Origin of the sequence: Nannocystis pusilla, from assembly GCF_020073745.1 — a bacterium.
Taxonomy (GTDB): Bacteria; Myxococcota_A; Polyangia; order Nannocystales; family Nannocystaceae; genus Nannocystis; species Nannocystis radixulma.
The window spans coordinates 243,543-264,224 of the sequence record NZ_JAIRAU010000015.1; the positions used below are offsets into that span (position 1 = coordinate 243,543).

Here is a 20,682-nt window from a genome sequence, read left to right on the forward strand (position 1 = left end):
GGCATGCAGGACAGCCGGGCGCCGCAGTCGATCGATCCCGAGGTGTTGTCAGCGGCATTGGCCGAGCCGGAGCGGCTGGCGGTGTATGTGTCGCAAGGGACAGGTCTGGGAGGACAGGTCCAGGGGGAGCAGCCCGAGTTCGTGCGTGTGGCGGTGCTGACGCGGGCGGCCCCGGCCGCGGTGCAGGCGGCGGGCGAGGCGTGGCTGGCGGCCGCGGAGGCGCTCGGGGTCGGGCCGCTGCAAGGGATCGAGGCGATCGAGCTGGTGGCGCCGAGGACCGGGACGGCGTGGGCCGGGGTGCCGGCGGACCGCCGCGCGGCGCTGCTGCGTCGCGGGCTGACGTCGCTGGTGGCGCTGGCGCCCGAGGTGGGGGTGTTCCACATCAACGACGAGTTCGGGGCGGGCATGCTGCTGCGCCTGCAGTCGGGGGCGGCCACCGGCGAGCCGCGCCTCGACGCGCGGCTGCTCGAGCACATGGTGTTCGCGGCGCTGACGTACCGGCTGCTGACGCACGCGGGCGAGGCGGTGGTGGTGACGGCGGCGAACGATGGCACATGGTCTTCGAGACAGGTGTTTCCGGAGCACGCGGCGGTGTGGCGGCGCGCGCTGATCTCGGCGCCGAGCGAGGCGGTGGTGGGGATCGGCCTCGCCGGTTTGGCCGAGGCGCTGGTGTGGGCGACGGCGACGCGGCGCGGTCGGGCGGAGGTGGCCGCCGGACCGGGAGTGATCGCGACGGCGATCGCGGAGGCGGAGGCGGAGCTGCGGCCGCGGTCGACGAACCTGCTGCGCGAGCGGCCCGGCGGCGGGAACTGAGGCGAGCGAGAGGTCGCGCTCCGTCGCTCTCGCGAGCTGCCTGCGAGCAGCGCGGTCGCGGTGTGGATCAGGAGCACGTGGCCGGGACGGTCGTCGCGGCGCGTCGCCGCGGCAGGTCGCATGCTCCGTCGCTCTCGCAGGAGCACGTGGCCGGGACGGTTATCACGACGCGTCGCCGCGGCAGGTCGCATGCTCCGTCGCTCTCGCAGGAGCACGTGGCCGGGACGGTTATCACGGCGCGTCGCCGCGGCAGGTGGGCATGCTCCGTCGCTCGCGTCGTCGTTCGCTGCCCGCGGCGCGAGGTCGTCGGCATCGTCGAGCGCGGCGCAGCACGCGGAGCACGATGCTCGTGCTGTCGGCCGGCATGACAGGGTGTTCATGGCGAGGGCGACAATGTGTGGCGTTCGCGGGCGTGCGGGAGATCGATCTGCGAAAGCAGCGTCCGGCGCGGCTTCGCGGGCGAGCGCGGGTCTCGGCGAATTCGCGCCGTGGCCGCCGCTGGACGGGGCCTGGTGGGGCAGGTAGCCTGACGATGATGGATGCGCGACTCGGTCAAGGCTTCGGATGGGCGGTGGCGTGTCCGGCGACGGCCGAGGAGGCGGCTGCACGCCACGTCGAGGGGCTGTGGGCGTCGTTCTTCCCGGCGGCGGCAGGCTACGCGGTGACGCGCTCGGAGGTGGTGTCGGTGCCCGAGCCGTCGCCGTCGCGGACGCGCGCGCAGCAGCCGGGGATGCGGCTGCTCGTCCGGCGCGGCGACTTCTGCGGCGAGGTCGAGGTGGCGGCGACGGCGGGGGCCCGGCGGTCGCGGCTGTGGCTGCGCGGGTACGCAGGCTCGCAGCGGCTGGCGGCGGTCGAGCTGCGGGCCGCGCGGGCGACCGAACGCCTGCGCCTGGCGGGGTCGATGGCCGGCGCGGCGGCCCTGCTGGCGCTGTGCGTCGAGCTGCTGACGCACCCGCCCGGGTTCACGGTCGACATGATGTTCTTCCTCGGCGGGCTGCTGGTGGCGGTGATCATGGTGGTCGGGCTGGCGATCGGCTCCAACGTCGGGGCGTGGTTCGGCGAGCGTCAGGCCGTCGTCGGCTGGGTCCGCGCGCTGGCGCTGGTCGAGCGCGACGCTGCCCTGCACGAGGACCTGCGCCGCTGGCGTGCGCTGGTCAAGAACCTGGCCCACTACCGCGACGCGCTGGCCGGGTCGAGCCGCCGCCAGCCGTTCCGCGCGCTCAGCCCGGGCGCGGAGGATGATGTAGAGGACATGGCGGAAGAGACAGGTGCGCTCGGGGCGGCTGGGTGAGCCCGCGTAGGCGGGGAGCCGGCAGGGGCAGGCGCGAGGGATGATAGGGCTGTAAGGACATGTCGACACAAACATGTCGATACAAACATGGCGACGCGGACATGTCTGTTCAGACATGTCCTGGAGGTCATGGGCCGAAGGGCTGGGGGGTGACCTTCAGCTGGACGTGGACGACCGGCAGGAGGCCGGTGGATTGCCAGCGCTGGCCGTCGTGGCTGGTGTCGGGGCCGGGGACGATGTCGACGACCTCGACGAGGTGGTCGTCGAGGGTGTAGGCGAGGTTCGTCGCGTCGGGGCGCAGCTGGTTGGAGTAGTAGGCGTGCTCGCTGCCGAGGGCGAGGCTCGGGCCCGAGGGGCTGACGTGCAGCTGTAGCGACAGGGGAGTGGTGCCGCTGCCGGGGACGGTGACGTAGGTGCGGCCGAGAGCGCTGAGCCAGAGGTAGACCGGGGTCTGAAGCGCGGGGAGATCGTGCTGGTGCGGACACGCGAGGGTGGCGTGGCGCAGCCGGGCGTGGGGGCCGGGGCCGTCGGCGTCGACGCGTACGAGCTCCTTGCCGAGCCGGACGACGCCCGGCCCGGTGCGCGGCTGGAGGGTCTGGCCGCCGAGCTGGCCGCCGAAGACCTGCAACATGGGGATCTGCTGCGCTTCCTCGCGGTAGGGGCCGCGGCCGCGCTCGGGGATCTCGAAGGTGATGTACTTGAAGGCGAGCGGGCCGAGCACGAGCTCCTTGCCGAGGGCGAGGGTGCGCGGGGCGGCGACGGCCGGCATCTTCGTCACGGCGGCGGGGACGAGGGTGCGGACCGGCGAGTCGCCGCACTCGCCGGTGGCGGCGACAGGGGCAGGCTCGGGGGCCTGGGCGGCCGGGTCGAGGCGTACGCGGGCGTGCAGGCGGGCGGCGCCGCTGGCCTTCCAGGCGCCGTCGAAGCGAGTGTCGGGGCCGGGGATGACGCGGTCGACGGTGACGAGGTGCCGGCCGACGCGAAAGCGACGCACGCTGTCGGGGCGCGGCTCGAACCAGTGGCGATAGCCGAGGGTGGTGACGTCGAGCCGCGGGACGTCGCCCGTGGCGTCGAGGTTGAACTGCAGGAGCTCGCCGGAGAGGTCGTAGGTGTGCGTGCGGATGCCCTCGGTGCTGACCCACAAGGAGCGGCTGGCGTCGGTGCGGTCGAACTGGGCGGCGGCGGGGCAGACCTCGCGGCTGACGGTGACGGCGACGGTGGCAGGTGGATCGCCGGCGTCGGTGCGGATGTCGAAGCGGTAGGGGCCGACGAAGGTGTGAAGCTCGCGGTCGGGGTGCAGGTCCTGATGCGTGCCCCACGGATCGTGCGGGCCGACCTCGGCGCGATCGATCTCGACGATCAGGGCGGGGCCGCGGTGACCTGCGCGACGGGTGCCGATCCAGGCGTCGCGGTCGTAGTGGAGCTGGGTCTTGCCGATCGTTCGCCTGTCGCCGGGGCGCAAGGTGGTCTTGCCGGCGGGAGCACGCCCGCGGGCGAGGTCGGGCGGCAGCTCGGTGGGCTGCTCGCCGGCCTCGCCGCAGCGGCGCTCGGGCGGGATGGTGGTCAGGGTGGGCAGCGGCGCCGGGACGGGCGCGGGCGCGGTCGCGGTGCCGGGGTTCGCGGCGGGGTCCTGTTCGGGGACGGGGTTCGCAGCGGGATCGGCGATGGGGGCAGGATCGGACGCGGGCGTGGCACCGGGCGGAGGCGTCGGGTCGGCGGTGGCGTACTCGAGGTCGCCGCCGTCGCGCCGATCGCAGGCGGCGACGATCGCAAGGCCGAGGAGGAGCGGACGAGCGGACACGTTCGGGTCCGGTGCGGAGGGCGAGAGGCGGTTCGGGTGGCGGCGAGCGCCCGGATCTTCCGGCAGGTCAGAGGGAGATGGGGTTGAGGAGGATGGTGACCTGGCCGGCGTCGAAGGTGGCGACGGCCAGGTCGAGGGCAGGGTCGGGGTCGAGCTGGGCGGCGTGCACGCGGACGGCGCCGCTGGGCAGCTCGAGCGCCTGGGCGGGGCCGAGGCCGCCGTGGCCGTCACCTGTCCAATAGAACAGGAGCGGGGTGACGGCGTCGACGGCGACGACGTCGAGGTGGCCGTCGCCGTCGAGGTCGTCGAGGTCGAGGGCGTGAGGGGTGAAGGGGGCGTCGATGTCGACCGAGCCGGTGTGCTCGAAGCCGCCGGCGCCGTCACCTGTCACGAGGGACAGGCGCACGGGGAAGTGCTCGACGGCGAGGATGTCGGTCCGGCCGTCCTCGTCGAGGTCGCCGAGGACGGCGCCCCAGGGGCGCAGGTGCTTGGCCAGGAAGACGGGCTCGACGAACTCGCCGTCGGGCCGGCCGAGCACGCGCAGGAAGCCGCGCGGGGCGTCGGACTCGAACAGGAGGGCGTCGGGGACGCCGTCGGCGTCGAACTGGCCGAGCAGGAGGCCGGCGGGGGCGAACTCGTCGACGAGGCCGAGGACGGTGGTGGTGGCGGTCCAGGCGGCGGCGTCGCTGCCCCGGTGGACGGTGAGGCCGAACTTCTGGGCGCCGTGGCAGAGGGCGACGACGTCGTTGCGACCGTCGCCGTCGACGTCGGCGACGACGTGGTTGCGCGGGGTCGGCGGGCTGGTGAGGGTCTTGTAAGCGGTGAACTCGGCGACCGACCAGCGGTAGATCCGGGCGGCGTCCTGGAACTGGCCGACCATGACGTCGACGCCGGCGCCGCCGTCGAGCTGGCCGATCGCCGGATAGGCGCTGGCTCCCTGGAGCGCAGGGGCGAGGTCGGCGGTGAAACGGCCGTCGCCGTGGCCGCGCGCGATCCAGCCGGTGATCAGCTCGGCGTCGTCGAGGCCCATGACGAGGAGGTCGTGGTGACCGTCGCCGTCGAAGTCGGCGACCTCGAGCGAGTAGGGCTCGAGGGCAGGGCTGAGGGGGTCGTGCTCGGGCGGGGCGGTGGTGATGCCCTCGGTGGGATCGGGGTCGGGGTCGTGGCCGCCGGTGGGGGTGGCGGTGTCGCTGGCCGGGCCGGCGCTCTCGGTGAGGCCGATGGTGCCGTCGCTGGCGCCCTCGCCGGCACCGTCGGTCTCGCCGAGCGGGCGATCGGTGCAAGCGACGAGCAGCGTCAACGCGGACGCCAGGTGGGGCCTCATTGGCCAACGCTGCCACGGGCGCCCGGCCGCGGCAAGCGCCGGCCCGCGAGGGCGGGAGGGGCGAGGCTGCGCGGTTTCCGCGGTGGGCGCGGGCGCGCGGGAGTGCGGCCCGGTCGGCAGGGGCAGGGGCGCGCTTCGGCTGGTCGAGGAGACATGGCTTAAGAGCCATGTGAGAAGGGAGGCCCGGCGCGGCGGGCGAGCGATCACGCGGAGCGGCTGTCGCGAATGTCCTCGGGGACATGTCCCTTGCCGCAAGTTCGACGGGCTCGCTCGCTCGCGTCAATCGTCGTAGAGGAAGGGGATGTCGAGGTGGCCGAAGCGCTCGGCGGTGACGGGGTCGACGAGCTCGGCGAGCAAATTGATGTGGCGGACGTCGGCCAGCTTCTCGAAGTAGAGGAAGCCGGTGATCCGTCCGCCGGGGCTGAGGACACCCTCGGGCAGGGCTTGCTGCAACATGTCGCCGGTCGGCAGGGGGAATTGCTCGCAGGCGGTGTAGCAGTTGCCGTAGTAGTCGGCGCGGAACGGGAAGCTGCCGCCCCACACGGAGACGCCGGGGTACCAGGGCGAGAGATAAGGGGCGAGGCCGAAGCCCATGGGCGGGTAGACCAGCTCGACCGGCGAGTAGGCGACTCCGGTGACGACGAGCGGCGGCAAGGCGGCGAAGCGCACACCCGCGGGGGTGACGAGGGCGAAATGCTCGTAGCGCAGCTCGAGCGAGCGCGGGCCGCTGTTGGTGACGGTGACGAGCAAGGGGGTGACGAGGTCGTCGAGCTCGGGCGGATAGCCGTGCCAGGCCCCGGGGACGGCGATGACCTCGATGCCGGCGTCGGCCGCGACGGCCGAGTTGGCGATGCCGGGGACGCGGCGCGACTCGGGGGCAGGCTCGAGGGTGCCGGCGCAGCCGAGCAGCGCGGCGCCGACGAGGAACAGGCGGCTCACAGTCGCAGCGATGGTGGGCGGCATGGTTCGTGCTCGCCGCTATCGTTGACGCGTTCGCAGGCGCGGCCATGCGGCGCGGACCCGCGCAGGCAGACGCAGGCGCCGTGGCGCGAGGCGGAGACGCAGCACGAGCCGCGGCGCGAGCGCGACGGCCGATCACAGGCCCGTGACGGCGCGGCGCGAGGGTCGAGGTGCGGGGGCCGCGATCGCGTGCGCGGCGGCCCCTCGCGCCCTCCGGACCGCTTGCTCGCCCTCGCGCCGGTGCTATCAGCCGACGGGAGCGGCGCGGCGGAGACGGACGCGCGAGCAGGCGAACGAAGCGAGAGGAGACGCGATGACGACGACGACCAGGCAGCTACCGGCGCACGAGTGGAGGACGTACTTCGACGCGTTCACGCGCAAGCACTTGCGACCGCAGGCGGAGTCGGCCGGGATCGTGACGATCCAGGCGGTGTCGCTGCGGATCGGCGACCAGGTGTTCGCCGAGAACGCGCGCCTGCTCGGCATCAGCTACGACCCCCACGGCAAGGCGCTCGAGGTGCAGCTCGAGGGCGACGATCACATGGTGTTCACGCCCTCCGAGGTGTGGGTGCTCGAGGGCGACCGCGACGATGTGATCGCTACGTTCGAGCTGGTCCGGCCCGACGGGATCAAGGAGATCCTGCACGTGCGCGGCGGCGGGCCGATGGAGCGCGTGCGGGCGGCCGGAGGCTTCCGGTGACGCTGGACAGGACGCAGCGGTTCGCCGGGGCGGCGCTGGCGGTGTCGGCGTTCAGCATCGCGCTGGCGCTGTTCGCCTACTGGCGATCGGGCGGCAAGCAGGACGCCGAGCGGATGCACGCGGAGATCCGGGCCGACATCGATTCGCTGCGCGAGAAGCAGACGGAGCTGGTGCAGCGGACGCGGGCGTCGCTCGACTCGGCGTACGCGGCCAGCCACGATCGCCTGACTCGCCTGCGCGAGACGCTGCGGATCGAGAAGGACCGCGTGGAGGCGGGGATGCGGGCCCAGCTCGAGCGCGCGGACGCCGATGTGAACCGGCTGGTGAGCGCGGTCGAGACGGCGGCACGGACGGCCCGCGACTCGACGATCGCGGCGGCCGAGCAGACGGAGCAGGCGATGACCCGCCGCTCGCGCGCGCTCGAGGGCCGGGTGGCGCTGCTGCGCGCGAAGTACAAGGTGCGCCGGGCGCAGGTGCTGTCCGAGGGCCGCGAGTACGTGGAGGCGACGCGCGCCCTCTCCGACGCGGCGAACCTGCTCGACGTGGCGGAGGAGCGGCTGACCCGCGACCACGACCCGGCGCTGGGAGCCCTGCGCGTGGCGCTGCACGAGGCGGCCGCGTCGGTGCAGCGGCACGCGATCGACACCCGCGAGCGCCTCCAGGAGGTGCTGCGCAACACCGACGGGCTGGTCAAGACGCTCGAGGACGAGGAGGACGCGGCGGCCGGACGCGTGGCCGCGCCGGGCCGGCCGTCGACCTGAGGTGATCGGGGGGGAATCTCCGGTGTGATGATTCGCCCGTGATGGATGGCAGGCCGGCGGTGGCGTGAATCGCGAGGAATCACGCCACCGCGCGTCCGTCACTGGAAGCGGACGAACAGGCCGAAGCGCCACTGGAAGCCGCGCACGGCGACGTCGCCGAATTCGCTGGTGTGGGTCGGGATCGGGTCCTCGTCGACGTTGAGGGCCGGGCGGACGGCGAGCTTGCTGCGGAAGGTGTAGCCGGCGGCGAACTCGAGGCCGGCGGTGGCCCGCGAGGCGCCGCGGCGCGGCAACCACTTCTTCGGCAGGTACAGCGCGAGGCCGGCCTGGCCGTCGCCCATGCCGAGGACGTTGCGCTGGTAGGCGCTCGAGCCGCCGTAATACGCGTCGTAGGCGTCGTAGCTGCCGTAGGTGTGGGTCGAGAGGCTGGCGAAGCTGGGGCCGCCGCCGGCCTGCACGAACACGTCGACGCCCTCGACGGCGACGATCGAGAGGCGCAGGAAGGCGAGCACGTCGCGCACGGTGATGTCCATGTCGATGGCGTCGTAGATGCCGCCGTAGCTGCCGAAGCGGCGGAAGGTGGCGCCGCCGCCGAGGAACACGCGACCCTTGCCGAGGCGGAAGTCGCCGCGCACGCCGCCGCCGGCGTTGAAGGCGCTGCGGTTGTCGTCGAAGGCGCGCCAGGCCGGGTCGCGGATGACGCTGGTGCCGATCTCGCCGGCGATGTCGAGGCGCCAGCGGATCGGCCGATCAGGCCAGGTGCGCTTGCGGCTGGGCGGCGGGATCGGGGCACTTGCGGGCGGCGGCGGCGGCGGGCCGGCGGCGGCGACGGGCGGCTGCTCGGGCGCGGGCGCCGGGACGGGCATCGGCAACGGCATCGGCGTGGGCGCGGCGGCGGCGGGCGCAGGCGCAGGGGCGGGCGCAGGGGCGGCCGACTCGGCGGGGGCCGGCGACCAGGCCTCGACGGCGGTGGGAGCTTCGGCGGCGCCGCTGCGATCGGCGGGAGCCGGGGCGAACGACAGGACGAGGGCGAGCGTAAGCGAAGACATGTCTCACTCCTGATCGAGCACGCCCTGCAGCAGGAAACCCCAGTGCACGTGGCTGGTGGAGCGCGAGGGGTCGGCCGGATCGACGACGGTGAGGTGACCGGCAGGATCGTCGTGGGTGACGACGATCCGGTCGGGGCCGGGGAGGTAATGGAAGTCGCCGATGAAGTCGTCGAGCAGCATCGACTCGGGGTTCAGGGTCTGCAGGTCGACGGTGCTGACCCACTGCTGGCCGGCGGTGCCGAGCAGCAAGCGGTCGCCGACGAGGGCGCTGCCGAGCGGGTCGTAGGGGACCTGCGAGGACAAGGGGGTGACCTGTTCTTCTGGGAAGGCGACGACGTAGAGCTTGTTGCCGCTGCCGATCAGGACGCGGTCGTTGTCGAGGACGACGAGCTGGTCGACGCCGGTCTCGATCTTGAGGTGCTTGGGCTTGCGGCCGAGGCTGTCCTCGATGCCGCCGAGGTCGAGGGTGCTGAGCTGGGTGCCGCCGGGCGCCCAGGCGACGGCCTGCTTGGCGAGGACGCCGCCGTCGTCGATGTCGCGCAGGAACAACTTCTGCGCGGCGTTGCCGAGCGGGACGCTGAAGCCGCCCTGGGTGCGGATGTCGGTGAACACCAGCGCGCCGGCCTGATTGTCGACGGTGATGAGGTAGGGGACGCTGGCGCTGTCGTAGTAGATGAAGTCGCTGCTGGCCTGGCCGACCGGGATCAGGCTGATCTGGGCGGTGAAGCCGGTGCCGTCGCCCTCGGCGACGAGGGTGAGCATGCCGACCTCGCTGCCCTGGGCCGACAGCACGAACAGCGCGGGGTCGGGGAAGAGGTCGTTGCCGGGCCGCAGGAGGGTGGTCCGCGGCGCGAAGCCGATGTCGGCGCCGAGCGGGATGGCGACCTGATCGAGGGCGGGATCGTCGAGGTCCATCAGGACGACCTCGCTGTCGGCGAGGAAGGCGGCGATGTCGTGGGCGACGCCGCCGATGATGACGGGGACCTCCTCGCCCTCGACGATCTGGCCGGGGAACTCGACCGACTTCAAGGTGCCGCCGAAGCCGTTGAGGGTGACGTTCTCGACGCCCTTGCCGCCGAGGTCGACGATGGCGATCTGGTTGGCGTTGTGCAGCTGCTCGGAGCTGCCGTCGCCGCCGAAGTAGAGGACGGCGCGCCGGTGATCGGGGCTCAGCGCGACCGAGGTGAAGGGCGCCTGGACGTCGTAGGTGACCGGCTTGCCCTTGCCGTGGGCGGCGAGGCGGTGCAGCTGCTCGTCGACGTCCTCCTCCTTGGCGCTGGCGGGGATGGTGAGCGCGAGGACGGACTTGCGATCGCGGGTGGCGGCGCTCCACGCGACGACGGTCTCGTCGCCGTCGCCGATCTCGACCCGCCGCGTGGTGACGCTGTCGCCCTTCGGCAGGACGAAGACGACCTCGTCGCGCGCGGGGTCGACCCACACCAGGCTCTCGCGCGTGGTGACCGGCGGCAGCAGCTCGAAGGTGCCGTCGTAGAGGCTCGGCGATCCGCAGGCCGCGGCCAGCAGCGCGCAGGGGAAGAGGGAGCGGAGGCGAATGGGTAATTGCATGATCAATCCTTCACCGAGTCGTTGAGGACGTAACCGGTGACGGTCTGGACGTCGCCCCTGGGGTCGACGAAGGTGATGCGGCCGGTCGGGTGCTGTTGCGAGACGAAGACCTTGGCGGTGGCGTCGACGTAGCCGGCGCCCTCCGGCGGGGAGCCGAGCCGCAGCGGCTCGACGATGAAGGTGCCGAGGTCGACGAGGTCGGCCTTGCGCACGCCGGCGCCGTCGTCGCGCAGCAGCACGGCCGCGCGGTCGCCCTCGGGGGTGAAGAGCACGGGGCCCGGGTAGGCCTCGGTCTTCTGCCGCTTGAGCAGCGGGAACGCCGGCGTGAGGTCGAACAGGCTGTACGACCAGCGGTCCTCGGACAGCTCGGGGTGGCCGTCGTGGACGAGGATGGCGTTGCGGCTGTCGGGGGCGATGCCGACGCTGATGATGGGGACCTCGACGAACAGGGTGACGAGGTCCCAGCCGTCGCCGTCGCGCCGGGCGAGGGTGACGCGCTTGCGCGGATCGGGCGGCGGCGGGCCGTCGTCGCCGGTGGTGGTGGTCGTCGTGGTGCCGTCGGTGCCGGTGCCGGCGTCGGTGGTGGTCGAGTCGTCGCCGGTGCTGCTGCCGCTGCTCGAGCTGTCGGTGGTGCTCGTGCCGAACACGGCGTCATCATGGTCGTACAGCGGGAGATCGGAGGCGGGGCCCTCGGTCAGCGCGTACGGCTGGACGGTGGTGTAGAGCAGCATGGTGTCGCCGTCGGCGGCGACGCTGGCGAGGCCGACGTACTCGCCGGGGACGTCGTGCTGCTTGTACATGCCGGGGCCGAGCGGGAGCGGGACCTCGAGGACGCTGCTGCCGCCGGGGCTCGGGAGGGTGAGGACGGCGAACTCGCCGTCGGGCGCGACGTCGAGGTCGGTCGGCACGCCCGGGAGGTCGAGGACGGTGAGCTCGCCGCCGGGCAACTGCGTGACCGCGAGCCACGGCTCGCCGTCGACGCGCGCGAGGGCGATGCCGAGGCTGGCGACGATCTGGACCTCGAGGGTGGCGGGATCGATGCCGGGGTCGGCGACGACGGGCAAAAGCGGCGGCTTGCCGACGGTGCCGAGCTGCGAGAAGGTGATGACGTTGACGCCGGCGGCGGTGATGACATACGCGGTGCTGTCGTCGGGCGCGAACACGATCTCGCGCGGGTGGGCGCCGACGGTCATCTCGTAAGGGGTGCCGCTGGCGACGTCGAGGACGGACAGCTCCTGGTCGCTGCCGGCGCCGAGCTGCTCGGGGCCGTCGACGTCGTGGTAGACGAACACGTAGTTGCCGCCCGGCGAGACGGCGAGGTTGTTGGCGCCGGGGGTGACGGGATAAATGGTGACGCTGGTGGCGCCGGCCTCGCTGGTGCGCACGAGGGCGACGTCGTTGCTGCCCTGATCGAGGACGACGACGCTGCCGGCGTCGCCCGCCTGACCCGGCACGGGCTCGACGACGGTCGGTCCCTGGCCGACCTCGACGACGTCGATGGAGAGGTTGGAGGTGTCGATGACGGCGACGGAGTCGGTCGTCTGACTGGCGCTGTAGACGTACTTGCCGCTGGCCCGCGGGACGCGGAAGTCGCCCTCGTCCTCGGTCTCGGGCGGGGGGTCGCCGGTGGTCGGGAGTGAGCCGGTGCCGCCGCCGTCGGTGCCGTTACCGGTGATGCCGGTACCGTTGGTGGCGCTGCCGTCGGTGGAGTAGTCACCGCCGATCTTGCCGCCGTCGTCACCGCAGGCGACCACCAGGCCGAGACAGACGGGCCACATCGATGCGAGGTGCCGGGACATGCTGCGAGTCTCCATGGGGCTCAGGGTCGGCGCGGCACCGCGTGGGGGCGCCGCTCCGGGGGGAAGTAACCGCGGCGCGGGGAAAAATTGCAGGCGGCGAAACTGTCGTGGGCGCGCGAGCTCTCGGCGCCCGCGCGCAGGCGGGCGAGGGCGCGCATGGTCAGTCCTTGACCGAGTCGTTGAGGACGTAGCCGGTGACGGTCTGGACGGCGCCGACGGGGTCGATGAAGGTGATCCGTCCGGTCGGGTGAGCCTGCGAGACGAAGATCTTCTCGGTCGGATCGACGTAGCCGGCGCCCTCCGGCGGGGAGCCGAGCAGCAGCGGACGGACGATGAAGTTGTCGAGGTTGACCATGTCGACCTTGCGCACGCCGGTCGCGTCGTCACGCAGGAGGACGGCGGCGCGGCCTCCGTCGGGCGTGAAGAGGATCGGGCCCGGGGCGGCGAGGGTGTTCTGCCGCTTGAGCAGCGGGAACGCCGGGATGAGGTCGAACAGGCTGTACGACCAGGCGGCCGACTCGGCGGCCGGGTCGGCGCCGTGGACGAGGATGGCGGTGCGGCTGTCGGGCGCGAGGCCGACGCTGACGATCGGGACCTCGACGAACAGGGTGACGAGGTCCCAGCCGCCGCCGTCGCGCCGGGCGAGGGTGACGCGCTGGCGCGGGTCGGGCTGCGGGCCGCCGTCGTCGCCACCGGTGGTGCCGGTGGTCGTGGTCGTGTCGCCGGTGGTGGTGCCGGTGCTCGAGGTGCTCGAGAGGAACAGCGGCTCGGGGAGCTCGAGCGCGAGCTCGCGGCCAGGGGCGCCGGGGCGCGCGAACGGGTCGACGGTGGTGTAGAGCAGCATGGCGTCGCCGTCGGCGGCGACGCTGGCGAGGCCGACGTACTCGCCGGGGACGTCGTGCTGCGTGTACATGCCGGGGCCGAGCGGGAGCGGGACCTCGAGGAAGCTGCTGCCGCCGGGCGCGGGGAGCGTGACGATCGCGAACTGGCCGCCGGGGGCGACGTCGAGGTCGGTGGGGATGCCCGGGAGGTCGAGGACGGTGAGCTCGCCGCCGGGCAACTGCGTGACCGCGAGCCACGGCTCGCCGTCGACGCGCGCGAGGGCGATGGCCTCGCCGGCGACGATCTGGACCTCGAGGGTGGCGGGGTCGATGCCGGGGTCGGCGACGACGGGCAGGAGCGGCGGCTTGCCGACGACGCCGAGCTGCGAGAACGCGATGACGTTGACGCCGGCGGCGGTGACGATCCAGGCGTTGCTGTCGTCGGGGGCGAACACGACCTCGCGCGGGTGGGCGCCGACGGTCATGCGGTGGGTCTCGCCGGCGGCGACGTCGAGGACGGTGAGCTCCTGATCGCTGCCGGGGCCGAGCTGCTCGGGGCCGTCGACGTCGTGGTAGACGAACACGTACTTGCCGCCCGGCGAGACGGCGAGGTTGTTGGCGCCGGGGGTGACCTCGTGGATCGTGACGGTGGTGGCGCCGGCCTCGCTGGTGCGCAGCACGGCGATGTCGTCGCTGCCCTGGTCGAGGACGACGACGCTGCCGGCGTCGCCCGCCTGGCCGGGGATCGGCTGGACGACGGTGGGGCCCTGGCCGACCTCGACGACGTCGATGGCGAGGCTGGCGGTGTCGATGACGGCGACCGAATCGGTGGTCTCGCTGGCGCTGTAGACGTATTTGCCGCTGGCCCTGGGGACGCGGAAATCACCCTCGTCCTCGGTCTCGGGCGGGGGAGCGCCGTCGCTGGTGGGGGTGTCGTCGCCGGTGCCGGCGCCGGGGCTGCCCTCGGTGGAGCCGGTCGACCAGCCGCCGTCGGTGGCGCTGATTCCGTAGCCGCCGGCGCCGTCGGCCATGCAGGCGGCGAGGCCGACGGTGAGACACACGGGCCACGTCCACGCGGATCGCAGGTACGTCATGAGCGGCTCCAGCTTTCCAGTCAGGTCAAGGTCAAGCGAAAAGGGTCAAGGTAAAGACAAGGAAGAGCTTCGATGCTAGCCCGGGGTAAGGCGGGCAGCAAGAGGGGCCCCGAACGCCGCTCGCGGCCGCCCGCGAGCGGCGGACGGCGGGAGGACGGCCGGGGCTTGCGCCATGAGCGGGCGGACGGACGTCCCCGGCGAGCGCGCGCGGGACGGCGGGGCGGGAGCTCACGGGGTGACCGCGAGGACATGTCACGGAGGATATGAAAAATCGGGCATGTCTGGATGGACATGCCCATCAGGACAGATACGGGTCAGCGCTCGGCGAGCACGACGACGCGGTCGCCGGCGCCGAGGCGCAGGCGGGTCGACTTGCGCGGGTTGAGGGCGACGCCGTAGGCCCGCTCGGGGTCGTGCGCGTGGGCGGCGAGGCGGTAGCCGAGAGCGACCTCGCCGCGGCGGGCGGCGGCCTCGACGACGGCGTAGAAGTCGACGTCGGCGCCCGTCTGGACGTAGTCGCGGGCCGGCTTGAGGTAGATCTCGTGGCCCTCGGGCGACAGCAGGTCGTCGAGCACGGCGGCGATCCGCCGATTCTCGCTGATCTGCGACACGACCAGCGAGACGAGCGTGTTGCTGATGATGAAGTCGTCGGCCTCGGTGACGGCGGCGAGCTCGCGGTTCTGCCCGTCGAGCATCTCGCTGGTGATCGGGACCGCCTTGCCCTGGCGGCGCAGGATGTCGCGCAGGTGCAGGAGGGTGATCATGGTCCGCGAGTCGGCCATCTCCTGGGTGCGCCCCTCGGTCTCGGCGAGCACGAGGATGTTGTCGAAGCCGGGCACGTCGAGGCCGTCGAGGACGCCGCGGTCGGTGACGTCGCCGACGCGCACCTGGATGGCGGTGTTGGCGAGCTCGCCGCCCTCGGTGAGCCGCGCGTCGAGGTGCCGCGCCTCGCAGACGACCAGGACGGTCGAGCCGGGCGCGACGTAGGCGTCGAGCTCGCGCAGGACCTGCTGCAGCAGCTGGCTCTCGCCGAGCACGAGCGTCCGCTCGGGCCTCGGGGTGGCGTGCGGGTGGAGCGGCGCGAGCGTGTCCTCGGCGACGGCGGTGGGCCGGCCGTTGACGACGACGGTGTCGTCGTCGCGGCTGATGACGATGACCTGATCGTCGGCCTCGAACCGCCGGTCGAACGGCGGCGGCATGAGCCGCTCGCCGCCGGCCGTGTAGACGCCGAACAGGGCGCTGTCCTCGTAGGCGAACAGCGCCTCGCGGAAGGTCTTGCCGGCCAGCTGCGGCTGGGTCTGGATGTAGATCTCGTCGCCGCTGAACGACAGCAGCTCGGTGTAGACGACCGAGAGCCCCGACTGCCGCCCGGTCTGCACGAGGACGCGGCTGATCAGCGGCGGGGTGAGGATGAGGCCGGCGGCGTCGCCGACGACCATGCGCGCGACCGAGAGGGTCTTGTCGCTCTTGAGCTCGGCGACCACGTGCGGCTGCTTGCCCGCCTGCGCGCCGGCCTTCGACACGGCGAGCAAGGTCTTGAGGACGACGGTGTCGGCCTCGGGCCCGTCGGGCGACATGACGATGACGGAGCGCGCCTCGCCGAGGTTGACGAGGTCGAGGTCGCGCCGCACCAGCGGACTGCCGGTGCGCGTGACGACCCGCATCGGCGCGTCGCCGAGGACGGCCCGGACCTCGTCGTCCATGGCGACCTTGTCGTGCTCGGCGAGGATGACGACCGAAGCGCCGGGCCGGTTGGCGTTGGCCTCGGCGAGCTCGGTGAGCAGGGCGTGGATCTTGCCGGTCCAGCCGAGGATGACGGTGTGGTCGCGCTCGATGACCATGCTCCGCCCCTTGCGCAGCCGCTCGAGGATCTCGCCGAAGCCGCCGGTCAAGACGCCGATCAGGGCGGAGAACACGAAGATCCCGCCGAACGAGACGGCGAGCATGATGAACAAAAAGGCCCAGTCGCCGACGTCGCTGCCGACCGCCCCGGGGTCGATGGCGTGCATCAAACCGACCCACACGAGCCGCCCGAAGGAGACAGGCTCGCCGTCGGCCCCGTGCGGGCTCAGGCCGCTGACGGTGAGCACGGTCGAGGTGACGAGGATCAGGACGAGGGTGACGATCGCCAACATGGCGATCTGCGAGCCGACCCCGCGCGCCATGGCGTTGTCGAAGCGATAGCGCAGCTTATTCTTGAATGTCGCGCGTGGCACGGTCGCGGCGCGTTCTATCACGACACCCGAGGGGCGCCGGGGTGATCTTTCCGTAAGGTGCCCGCAGGGCGGGCTCCTCGCCGAGGAGAACGGTGATCCTGTCCGGGGTGAAAGTTTGCAGGCGAGGCGAGCCGAGGCCACAAGGCGGCTGGACGCGGTGCGCCGGCGCAAAGTCGAGGGGGCGTTGCGAAGGGCCGGCGTGTCTCGGCTGCAATGGTTGCGAGCCGTCCGCCAACGTGGAGCCCGGCGACGATGTCCCCGGCTCCGCGCCGGATCCCGGCGTTGCGAGCCATCAGCGCGGCGCTTCGATCCGTCCGCGTCGCAGAGGATGTCGACAATCGGACAGCCTCGGCGCGCGGCGCCGGCGCGAGAGGCATCAATGTCCATAAGGACATGTGATGAGAATCTAAGAGAGGCGCGGTATCGCCGTCCCGGCGGCGGCGGGCGCGGCAATCGCCGGAGCGGGAACGCCCGCGATGTTCGCCGCCCCCAGGGGGCGCGCGGCGGCGTGCGCCAACATACGAAATGCGGGGTCAATTGATCGGAGGGCTCGGATCACTGGTGTTTCGCTTCGGGGCGAACCACGTGCGCGCGCGAGCGCCGGCGCGCGGCGCCGCCGAATTTCGGAGGATCTCAGTATGTCCAATCCGTTCCGTCCCTCGTCCGTCCAGCAGTGCGCCGCCGCGCTCGCCGTCTCCGGCCTCTTCGCCGTCGCGCCCACCGATGCGGCGGCGGCGGGCAAGTCGGTGCGCGTCCACGTGCAGGCGCCGGTCGACTTCCACAACCCCCTGGCCACCCGCCTCGACTCGCTCGAGAGCTATGGGCCGGCGCTGTTCAGTCAGAGCTTCGAGATCCCCTACGACACGCTCGAGGGGCTGATCGACGACAAGCTCGACGAGATGGTGCCGAATTCGATCGGCGGCACGGTGGTGTGCACCGATCCCTGTCCCGACGTGACGTGGAGCATCCGCCTGTCGCCGACGTTCAAGTTCACGAAGAAGAACCAGCCGGTGGTGACGAAGATCGGGCCGTCGGGCGACGCGCGGGTCAAGGTCGAGCTCAGCGCGCAGGCGAAGGTGGCGATCCACGCCGACGTGCACGCGGAAACGTGGTTCGACAGCGCCGACGTGCCGGTCGACGTGTTCGTGATCATCGGCGTGAAGGCGTCGGTCGAGGTCGGGCTGTGGCCGAAGATCGATCCGAAGCCGGTCGCGCTCGAGTTCACGCTCGACGACAAGAACATCGACCTCGAGCTCAACGGCACGGCGGCGGCGCTCGGCGCGAAGTGGGGCACGATCATCGGCCTGTCGCCGGTCGGGCTCCTGGTGGGCGGGCCGATCCTGGGGCCGATCCTGGCGTTCCTCGGCGACGAGGCGGCCGACGTGGCCGAGCAGAAGGTCAGCGAGGTGTTCTACGACCGCGCGGAGAGGCTGTTCGCCGAGGCGACGCGCGGGCTCGAAGACATGGTCAACGACCACATCGAGCCGTACGTCAACCAGGCCAACGACATCAAGGACAAGCTGCTGAACAAGCCGATCAAGGGGGTGAACAAGTCGGTCGGGCAGCTGCTGTCGCAGCTCGGGGCGTCGATCGAGCTGCACACGGTGACGCCCGACGGCGGGCTGGCGGCGTCGGCGGTGGTGCGCATGACCGGCGCGGCGGCCGGCGGCAAGATGTTCGGCACGGTCCGCATGCCGACGAAGACGTGCGAGTACGCGAAGGTGAACGGGGGGCCGCTCAAGGGGGCGACGATCCCGCTGGGGCTGGTGCCGGCCAACGAAGACCTGAAGTCGAAGGTCGGTCAGCCGTGCTCGGCGGTGCTCGGGGCCGACGGCATCGCCCGTCAGGTGTACCTCGGCGCCAATCCGCGGACGGCGCTGGGACCGACGGCGCAGAGCCTGCCGACGTGGAAGTCGAGCGGGTCGCTGACGTGGAAGGGCAACCTGGTCGCCGAGGCGGACTGGTACGCGTGCAAGTTCGAGATCGGCGGGCTGCCCGGCGCGGCGGTGGTCGAGCTGGCGACGGGCGGGGCGGTGGCGGCCCACCTGGTCGATCAGAAGCACCGCTACTTCGAGCTGTCGGCCGCCGGCAAGAGCCTGGTGTTCGACAACTTCCTCGCCCCGCTGAAGCTCGAGGGCGGCAATGCTCAGGTGATCCTCGGCGGGGCCGGGAAGTGCGGCGGGGGCGGCGGCGGCGGGGGTCTCGCGCCCAACAAGCTCAAGGAGCTGAAGGACATGCTCGATCCGTCGAAGTGCCCGCAGTGCGGGATCCTGCGCAAGCCGGGGTCGGAGCACATCATCGAGGTGACGAACGGCGACGCGTTCGCGAAGACGAAATTCGGCAAGGAGCTGGTGCAGCAGGTCAACACGGCGCGGGCGAGCAAGCTGACGCCGAAGGCGGGGGCGCCCGCGGTCAAGCCGGGGGCGGTCAAGCCGGGGATGAACCGCTGAATGTGCTACGCCTGGGGCGAGGACCCATGCCCGTCTTCTCGACCCTCCGCATCGCACCCGATCCCGTCAATCCCCGCGTGGCGCGCCTGCTCCTCGACCGCCCCGAGCGTCTCAACGCGATCGGGGAGGCGACGCCGCGCGAGCTGCGAGCGGCGATCGAGTGGGCCAACGCCGAGCCCGAGATCCACGTGATCGTCGTCGAGGGCGCCGGCAAGGGCTTCTGCGGCGGCTACGACCTGGCGTTCTACGGCCAGGGGGAGATCGATCACCCCTGTCAGCAAGAGCGCCACCCGTGGGACCCGCTCGAGGATTACGCGTACATGCGGCGCAACACCGACGACTTCATGTCGCTGTGGCGCAGCCCCAAGCCGACGATCGCCAAGGTCCACGGGGCGGCGGTCGCGGGCGGCAGCGACATCGCCCTGTGCTGCGATCTGCTGCTCATGGCCGAGGACGCGCGCATCGGCTACATGCCGACGCGCGTGTGGGGCTGCCCGACCACCGCGATGTGGACGTTCCGGCTCGGGCCCACGCGGGCCAAGGAGCTGATGTTCACCGGCGACACGATCGACGGCGTCACCGCGAAAGCGTGGGGCCTCGCCAACGACGCGGTGCCGCTCGAACAGCTCGAGGCGCGCACCCGCCAGCTCGCCGACCGCATCGCCGCGGTGCCGCGCAGCCACCTGGCGATGCACAAGATGGTCGTCAATCAGGTGATGCTGACGATGGGCCTCGAGCAGACCCAGAGCCTGGCGACGCTGTTCGACGGCATCACCCGCCACAACCCCGAGGGCCTGTGGTTCCGCCGCTACGCCCAGGCGGAGGGCTTCAAGGCGGCCGTCGCCTGGCGCGACGGGGGCGAGCCGATCCCCGAGGGCGACGAGGCGCGCGAGCTCGTGCGCGAGCTCGAGGCGCGTCGCAAGGGCTGAGCGCCGCCGGATGAAGCGAGGGTGACGCGTGCCGTCGGCCGAGGCGGCGAAGGTCGCCGGCTCGTGACGAGCGCTCCGGCGGCGAGAGCGACGAGCTTCACGGCGGAAGGGCCAGTGAGCATCCCGAGCGAGCCGGCGAGGACCGCCGCGAATCGGCGGTGCGCACAATGACGCGAGCGCGACGGCGTGGCCGTCGCGCTCGTATCATTCGTCGTGCCGCGCGAAGTGGCCCGCGCGGCCTGCGATCATTGCACCACGCAGACGCCGGCGCCGCCGGGGCCGGCGTGCGGGCAGTGCGTCTCGGCGTCGGTGAGCGCGACGCCGGCGTGGTAGAGGCGGCAGCCGACGGTGTCGCCGTCGACGTCGGCGGCGGTGCCCGGGTACCAGTGGCTGCACTGATCGAGGCAGTCCGCCTCGTCCTTGTAGAGGTTGAGATCGGCGGTGCAGTTGGCCAGGTAGTCGGTGCAGTAGTCGGCGCAGGTGGGCGCGTCGGCGGCGACGCACACGCCGGAGCCGTTCGGGCTGGCGTGCGGGCAGTGGACGTCGGCGTCGACGGTGCTGGCGACCGTCACGTGGTAGAGGCGACAACCGAGGGTGTCGCCGTCGACGTCGGCGGGCGTGCCGGCCGGCCACTGGCCGCACTGGTCGAGGCAGGCCTGCATGTTGTCGTACTCGGCGAAGTCGGTGCACGCCTGCGCGTAGGTCCCGCAGTACGCCTCGCAGGTGAGCTCCCCGCCGTTCGTCGTCGTGTCGTCGGTGGTCGCGTCGGTGGTGGTCGTCGTCGGGCTCGTGGTCGTCGTCGGGCTCGTCGTCGTCGGGCTCGTCGTCTCGGTGGTCCCCTCGGTGCCCGTCGTCGTCGTCGTGTCGTCGGTGGCGGTGCCGGTGGCGGTCCCTTGAGTGCCGTCGGAGGCGGCCTCGGTGGTCATGTTCCCGCTGTCGCCGCAGGCGGCGAGACCGAGAGCCAACGGGAGAGTGAAAATCCAAGCTGCCTTTCGCATCAGGAGCATCCTTCGTAGGTGTGGTCCGGGAGAATATCGCAACGAGCCGACGGAAGTTACTCGCTCCGCACCGGCCCGCCGGCCGCGCCGACGATTCAGGTATGTGCGAT

16 protein-coding genes are annotated in these 20,682 nt (G+C 72.2%); 6 read left to right on the forward strand and 10 right to left on the reverse strand.

The features are described from left to right. Nucleotides 1–3 precede the first annotated feature (3 nt). Both K7C98_RS14305 and K7C98_RS14310 read left to right on the forward strand, forming a co-directional pair. Entirely contained in the window at nucleotides 4–813 is an 810-nt protein-coding gene (locus K7C98_RS14305; protein WP_224192200.1) for a hypothetical protein, read from the forward strand. Between the two features lie 535 nt (nucleotides 814–1,348). Next, the gene (locus tag K7C98_RS14310; protein WP_224192201.1) at nucleotides 1,349–2,104 is read left to right on the forward strand and encodes a hypothetical protein; all 756 of its coding nucleotides are present in this window, start codon (nucleotides 1,349–1,351) and stop codon (nucleotides 2,102–2,104) included. 127 nt (nucleotides 2,105–2,231) lie between these two features. Here K7C98_RS14310 and K7C98_RS14315 read toward each other — a convergent pair whose 3' ends face one another. From K7C98_RS14315 to K7C98_RS14325, 3 genes are all read right to left on the reverse strand, one after another. Further along, complete coding sequence (locus tag K7C98_RS14315) at nucleotides 2,232–3,905, reverse strand: hypothetical protein (RefSeq protein ID WP_224192202.1); 1,674 nt, start codon at nucleotides 3,903–3,905, stop codon at nucleotides 2,232–2,234. A gap of 67 nt (nucleotides 3,906–3,972) precedes the next feature. After that, nucleotides 3,973–5,229, reverse strand: coding sequence for an FG-GAP repeat domain-containing protein (locus K7C98_RS14320; RefSeq protein WP_224192203.1), 1,257 nt, complete (start codon nucleotides 5,227–5,229; stop codon nucleotides 3,973–3,975). 279 nt (nucleotides 5,230–5,508) lie between these two features. After that, a complete protein-coding gene (locus K7C98_RS14325) occupies nucleotides 5,509–6,168 on the reverse strand; it encodes a hypothetical protein (RefSeq protein WP_224192204.1) in 660 nt (219 codons plus the stop codon). A 334-nt stretch (nucleotides 6,169–6,502) separates the two neighbouring features. Between K7C98_RS14325 and K7C98_RS14330 the strand changes: the two genes are divergently transcribed. Continuing rightward, nucleotides 6,503–6,889 carry a DUF5335 family protein gene (locus K7C98_RS14330; RefSeq protein ID WP_224192205.1) on the forward strand — a complete coding sequence of 129 codons (387 nt, stop codon included), beginning with the start codon at nucleotides 6,503–6,505 and terminating at the stop codon, nucleotides 6,887–6,889. Next, nucleotides 6,886–7,650, forward strand: coding sequence for a hypothetical protein (locus tag K7C98_RS14335; protein WP_224192206.1), 765 nt, complete (start codon nucleotides 6,886–6,888; stop codon nucleotides 7,648–7,650). Before K7C98_RS14330 ends, K7C98_RS14335 begins: the two co-directional genes overlap by 4 nt. A 98-nt stretch (nucleotides 7,651–7,748) precedes the next feature. Here K7C98_RS14335 and K7C98_RS14340 read toward each other — a convergent pair whose 3' ends face one another. From K7C98_RS14340 to K7C98_RS44785, 6 genes are all read right to left on the reverse strand, one after another. Next, a complete protein-coding gene (locus K7C98_RS14340; RefSeq protein WP_224192207.1) occupies nucleotides 7,749–8,699 on the reverse strand; it encodes a hypothetical protein in 951 nt (316 codons plus the stop codon). A 3-nt stretch (nucleotides 8,700–8,702) separates the two neighbouring features. Next, nucleotides 8,703–10,265 carry a hypothetical protein gene (locus K7C98_RS14345; RefSeq protein ID WP_224192208.1) on the reverse strand — a complete coding sequence of 521 codons (1,563 nt, stop codon included), beginning with the start codon at nucleotides 10,263–10,265 and terminating at the stop codon, nucleotides 8,703–8,705. Nucleotides 10,266–10,267: 2 nt separating this feature from the next. Further along, the gene (locus K7C98_RS14350; protein WP_224192209.1) at nucleotides 10,268–12,064 is read right to left on the reverse strand and encodes a YncE family protein; all 1,797 of its coding nucleotides are present in this window, start codon (nucleotides 12,062–12,064) and stop codon (nucleotides 10,268–10,270) included. 20 nt (nucleotides 12,065–12,084) lie between these two features. Continuing rightward, nucleotides 12,085–12,222 (reverse strand): hypothetical protein, encoded by a 138-nt coding sequence (locus tag K7C98_RS14355; RefSeq protein WP_224192210.1) that lies wholly within the window; start codon nucleotides 12,220–12,222, stop codon nucleotides 12,085–12,087. A 2-nt stretch (nucleotides 12,223–12,224) separates the two neighbouring features. Beyond that, nucleotides 12,225–13,979, reverse strand: a complete 1,755-nt coding sequence (locus tag K7C98_RS14360; RefSeq protein WP_224192211.1) for a hypothetical protein — start codon at nucleotides 13,977–13,979, stop codon at nucleotides 12,225–12,227. Nucleotides 13,980–14,293: 314 nt separating this feature from the next. Next, nucleotides 14,294–16,195 (reverse strand): CASTOR/POLLUX-related putative ion channel, encoded by a 1,902-nt coding sequence (locus tag K7C98_RS44785; protein WP_224192212.1) that lies wholly within the window; start codon nucleotides 16,193–16,195, stop codon nucleotides 14,294–14,296. Nucleotides 16,196–16,833: 638 nt separating this feature from the next. Between K7C98_RS44785 and K7C98_RS14370 the strand changes: the two genes are divergently transcribed. Then, nucleotides 16,834–18,645 (forward strand): hypothetical protein, encoded by a 1,812-nt coding sequence (locus K7C98_RS14370; protein ID WP_224192213.1) that lies wholly within the window; start codon nucleotides 16,834–16,836, stop codon nucleotides 18,643–18,645. Nucleotides 18,646–18,671: 26 nt separating this feature from the next. Beyond that, nucleotides 18,672–19,574, forward strand: coding sequence for a crotonase/enoyl-CoA hydratase family protein (locus K7C98_RS14375; RefSeq protein ID WP_224192214.1), 903 nt, complete (start codon nucleotides 18,672–18,674; stop codon nucleotides 19,572–19,574). 245 nt (nucleotides 19,575–19,819) lie between these two features. On the opposite strand, the gene K7C98_RS14380 is transcribed toward K7C98_RS14375, so the two are convergent. Then, the gene (locus tag K7C98_RS14380; RefSeq protein WP_224192215.1) at nucleotides 19,820–20,539 is read right to left on the reverse strand and encodes a hypothetical protein; all 720 of its coding nucleotides are present in this window, start codon (nucleotides 20,537–20,539) and stop codon (nucleotides 19,820–19,822) included. Nucleotides 20,540–20,682 lie beyond the last annotated feature (143 nt).

What these genes read in the sequence shown, in the direction of transcription:
- K7C98_RS14350 (WP_224192209.1), bottom strand. Translation starts at nt 12,064, where the DNA reads ATGTCCCGGCACCTCGCATCGATGTGGCCCGTCTGTCTCGGCCTGGTG.
- K7C98_RS14320 (WP_224192203.1), bottom strand. Translation starts at nt 5,229, where the DNA reads ATGAGGCCCCACCTGGCGTCCGCGTTGACGCTGCTCGTCGCTTGCACC.
- K7C98_RS14345 (WP_224192208.1), bottom strand. Translation starts at nt 10,265, where the DNA reads ATGCAATTACCCATTCGCCTCCGCTCCCTCTTCCCCTGCGCGCTGCTG.
- K7C98_RS14340 (WP_224192207.1), bottom strand. Translation starts at nt 8,699, where the DNA reads ATGTCTTCGCTTACGCTCGCCCTCGTCCTGTCGTTCGCCCCGGCTCCC.
- K7C98_RS14375 (WP_224192214.1), top strand. Translation starts at nt 18,672, where the DNA reads ATGCCCGTCTTCTCGACCCTCCGCATCGCACCCGATCCCGTCAATCCC.
- K7C98_RS14330 (WP_224192205.1), top strand. Translation starts at nt 6,503, where the DNA reads ATGACGACGACGACCAGGCAGCTACCGGCGCACGAGTGGAGGACGTAC.
- K7C98_RS14370 (WP_224192213.1), top strand. Translation starts at nt 16,834, where the DNA reads ATGTCCAATCCGTTCCGTCCCTCGTCCGTCCAGCAGTGCGCCGCCGCG.
- K7C98_RS14310 (WP_224192201.1), top strand. Translation starts at nt 1,349, where the DNA reads ATGGATGCGCGACTCGGTCAAGGCTTCGGATGGGCGGTGGCGTGTCCG.
- K7C98_RS14355 (WP_224192210.1), bottom strand. Translation starts at nt 12,222, where the DNA reads ATGCGCGCCCTCGCCCGCCTGCGCGCGGGCGCCGAGAGCTCGCGCGCC.
- K7C98_RS14305 (WP_224192200.1), top strand. Translation starts at nt 4, where the DNA reads ATGCAGGACAGCCGGGCGCCGCAGTCGATCGATCCCGAGGTGTTGTCA.
- K7C98_RS14360 (WP_224192211.1), bottom strand. Translation starts at nt 13,979, where the DNA reads ATGACGTACCTGCGATCCGCGTGGACGTGGCCCGTGTGTCTCACCGTC.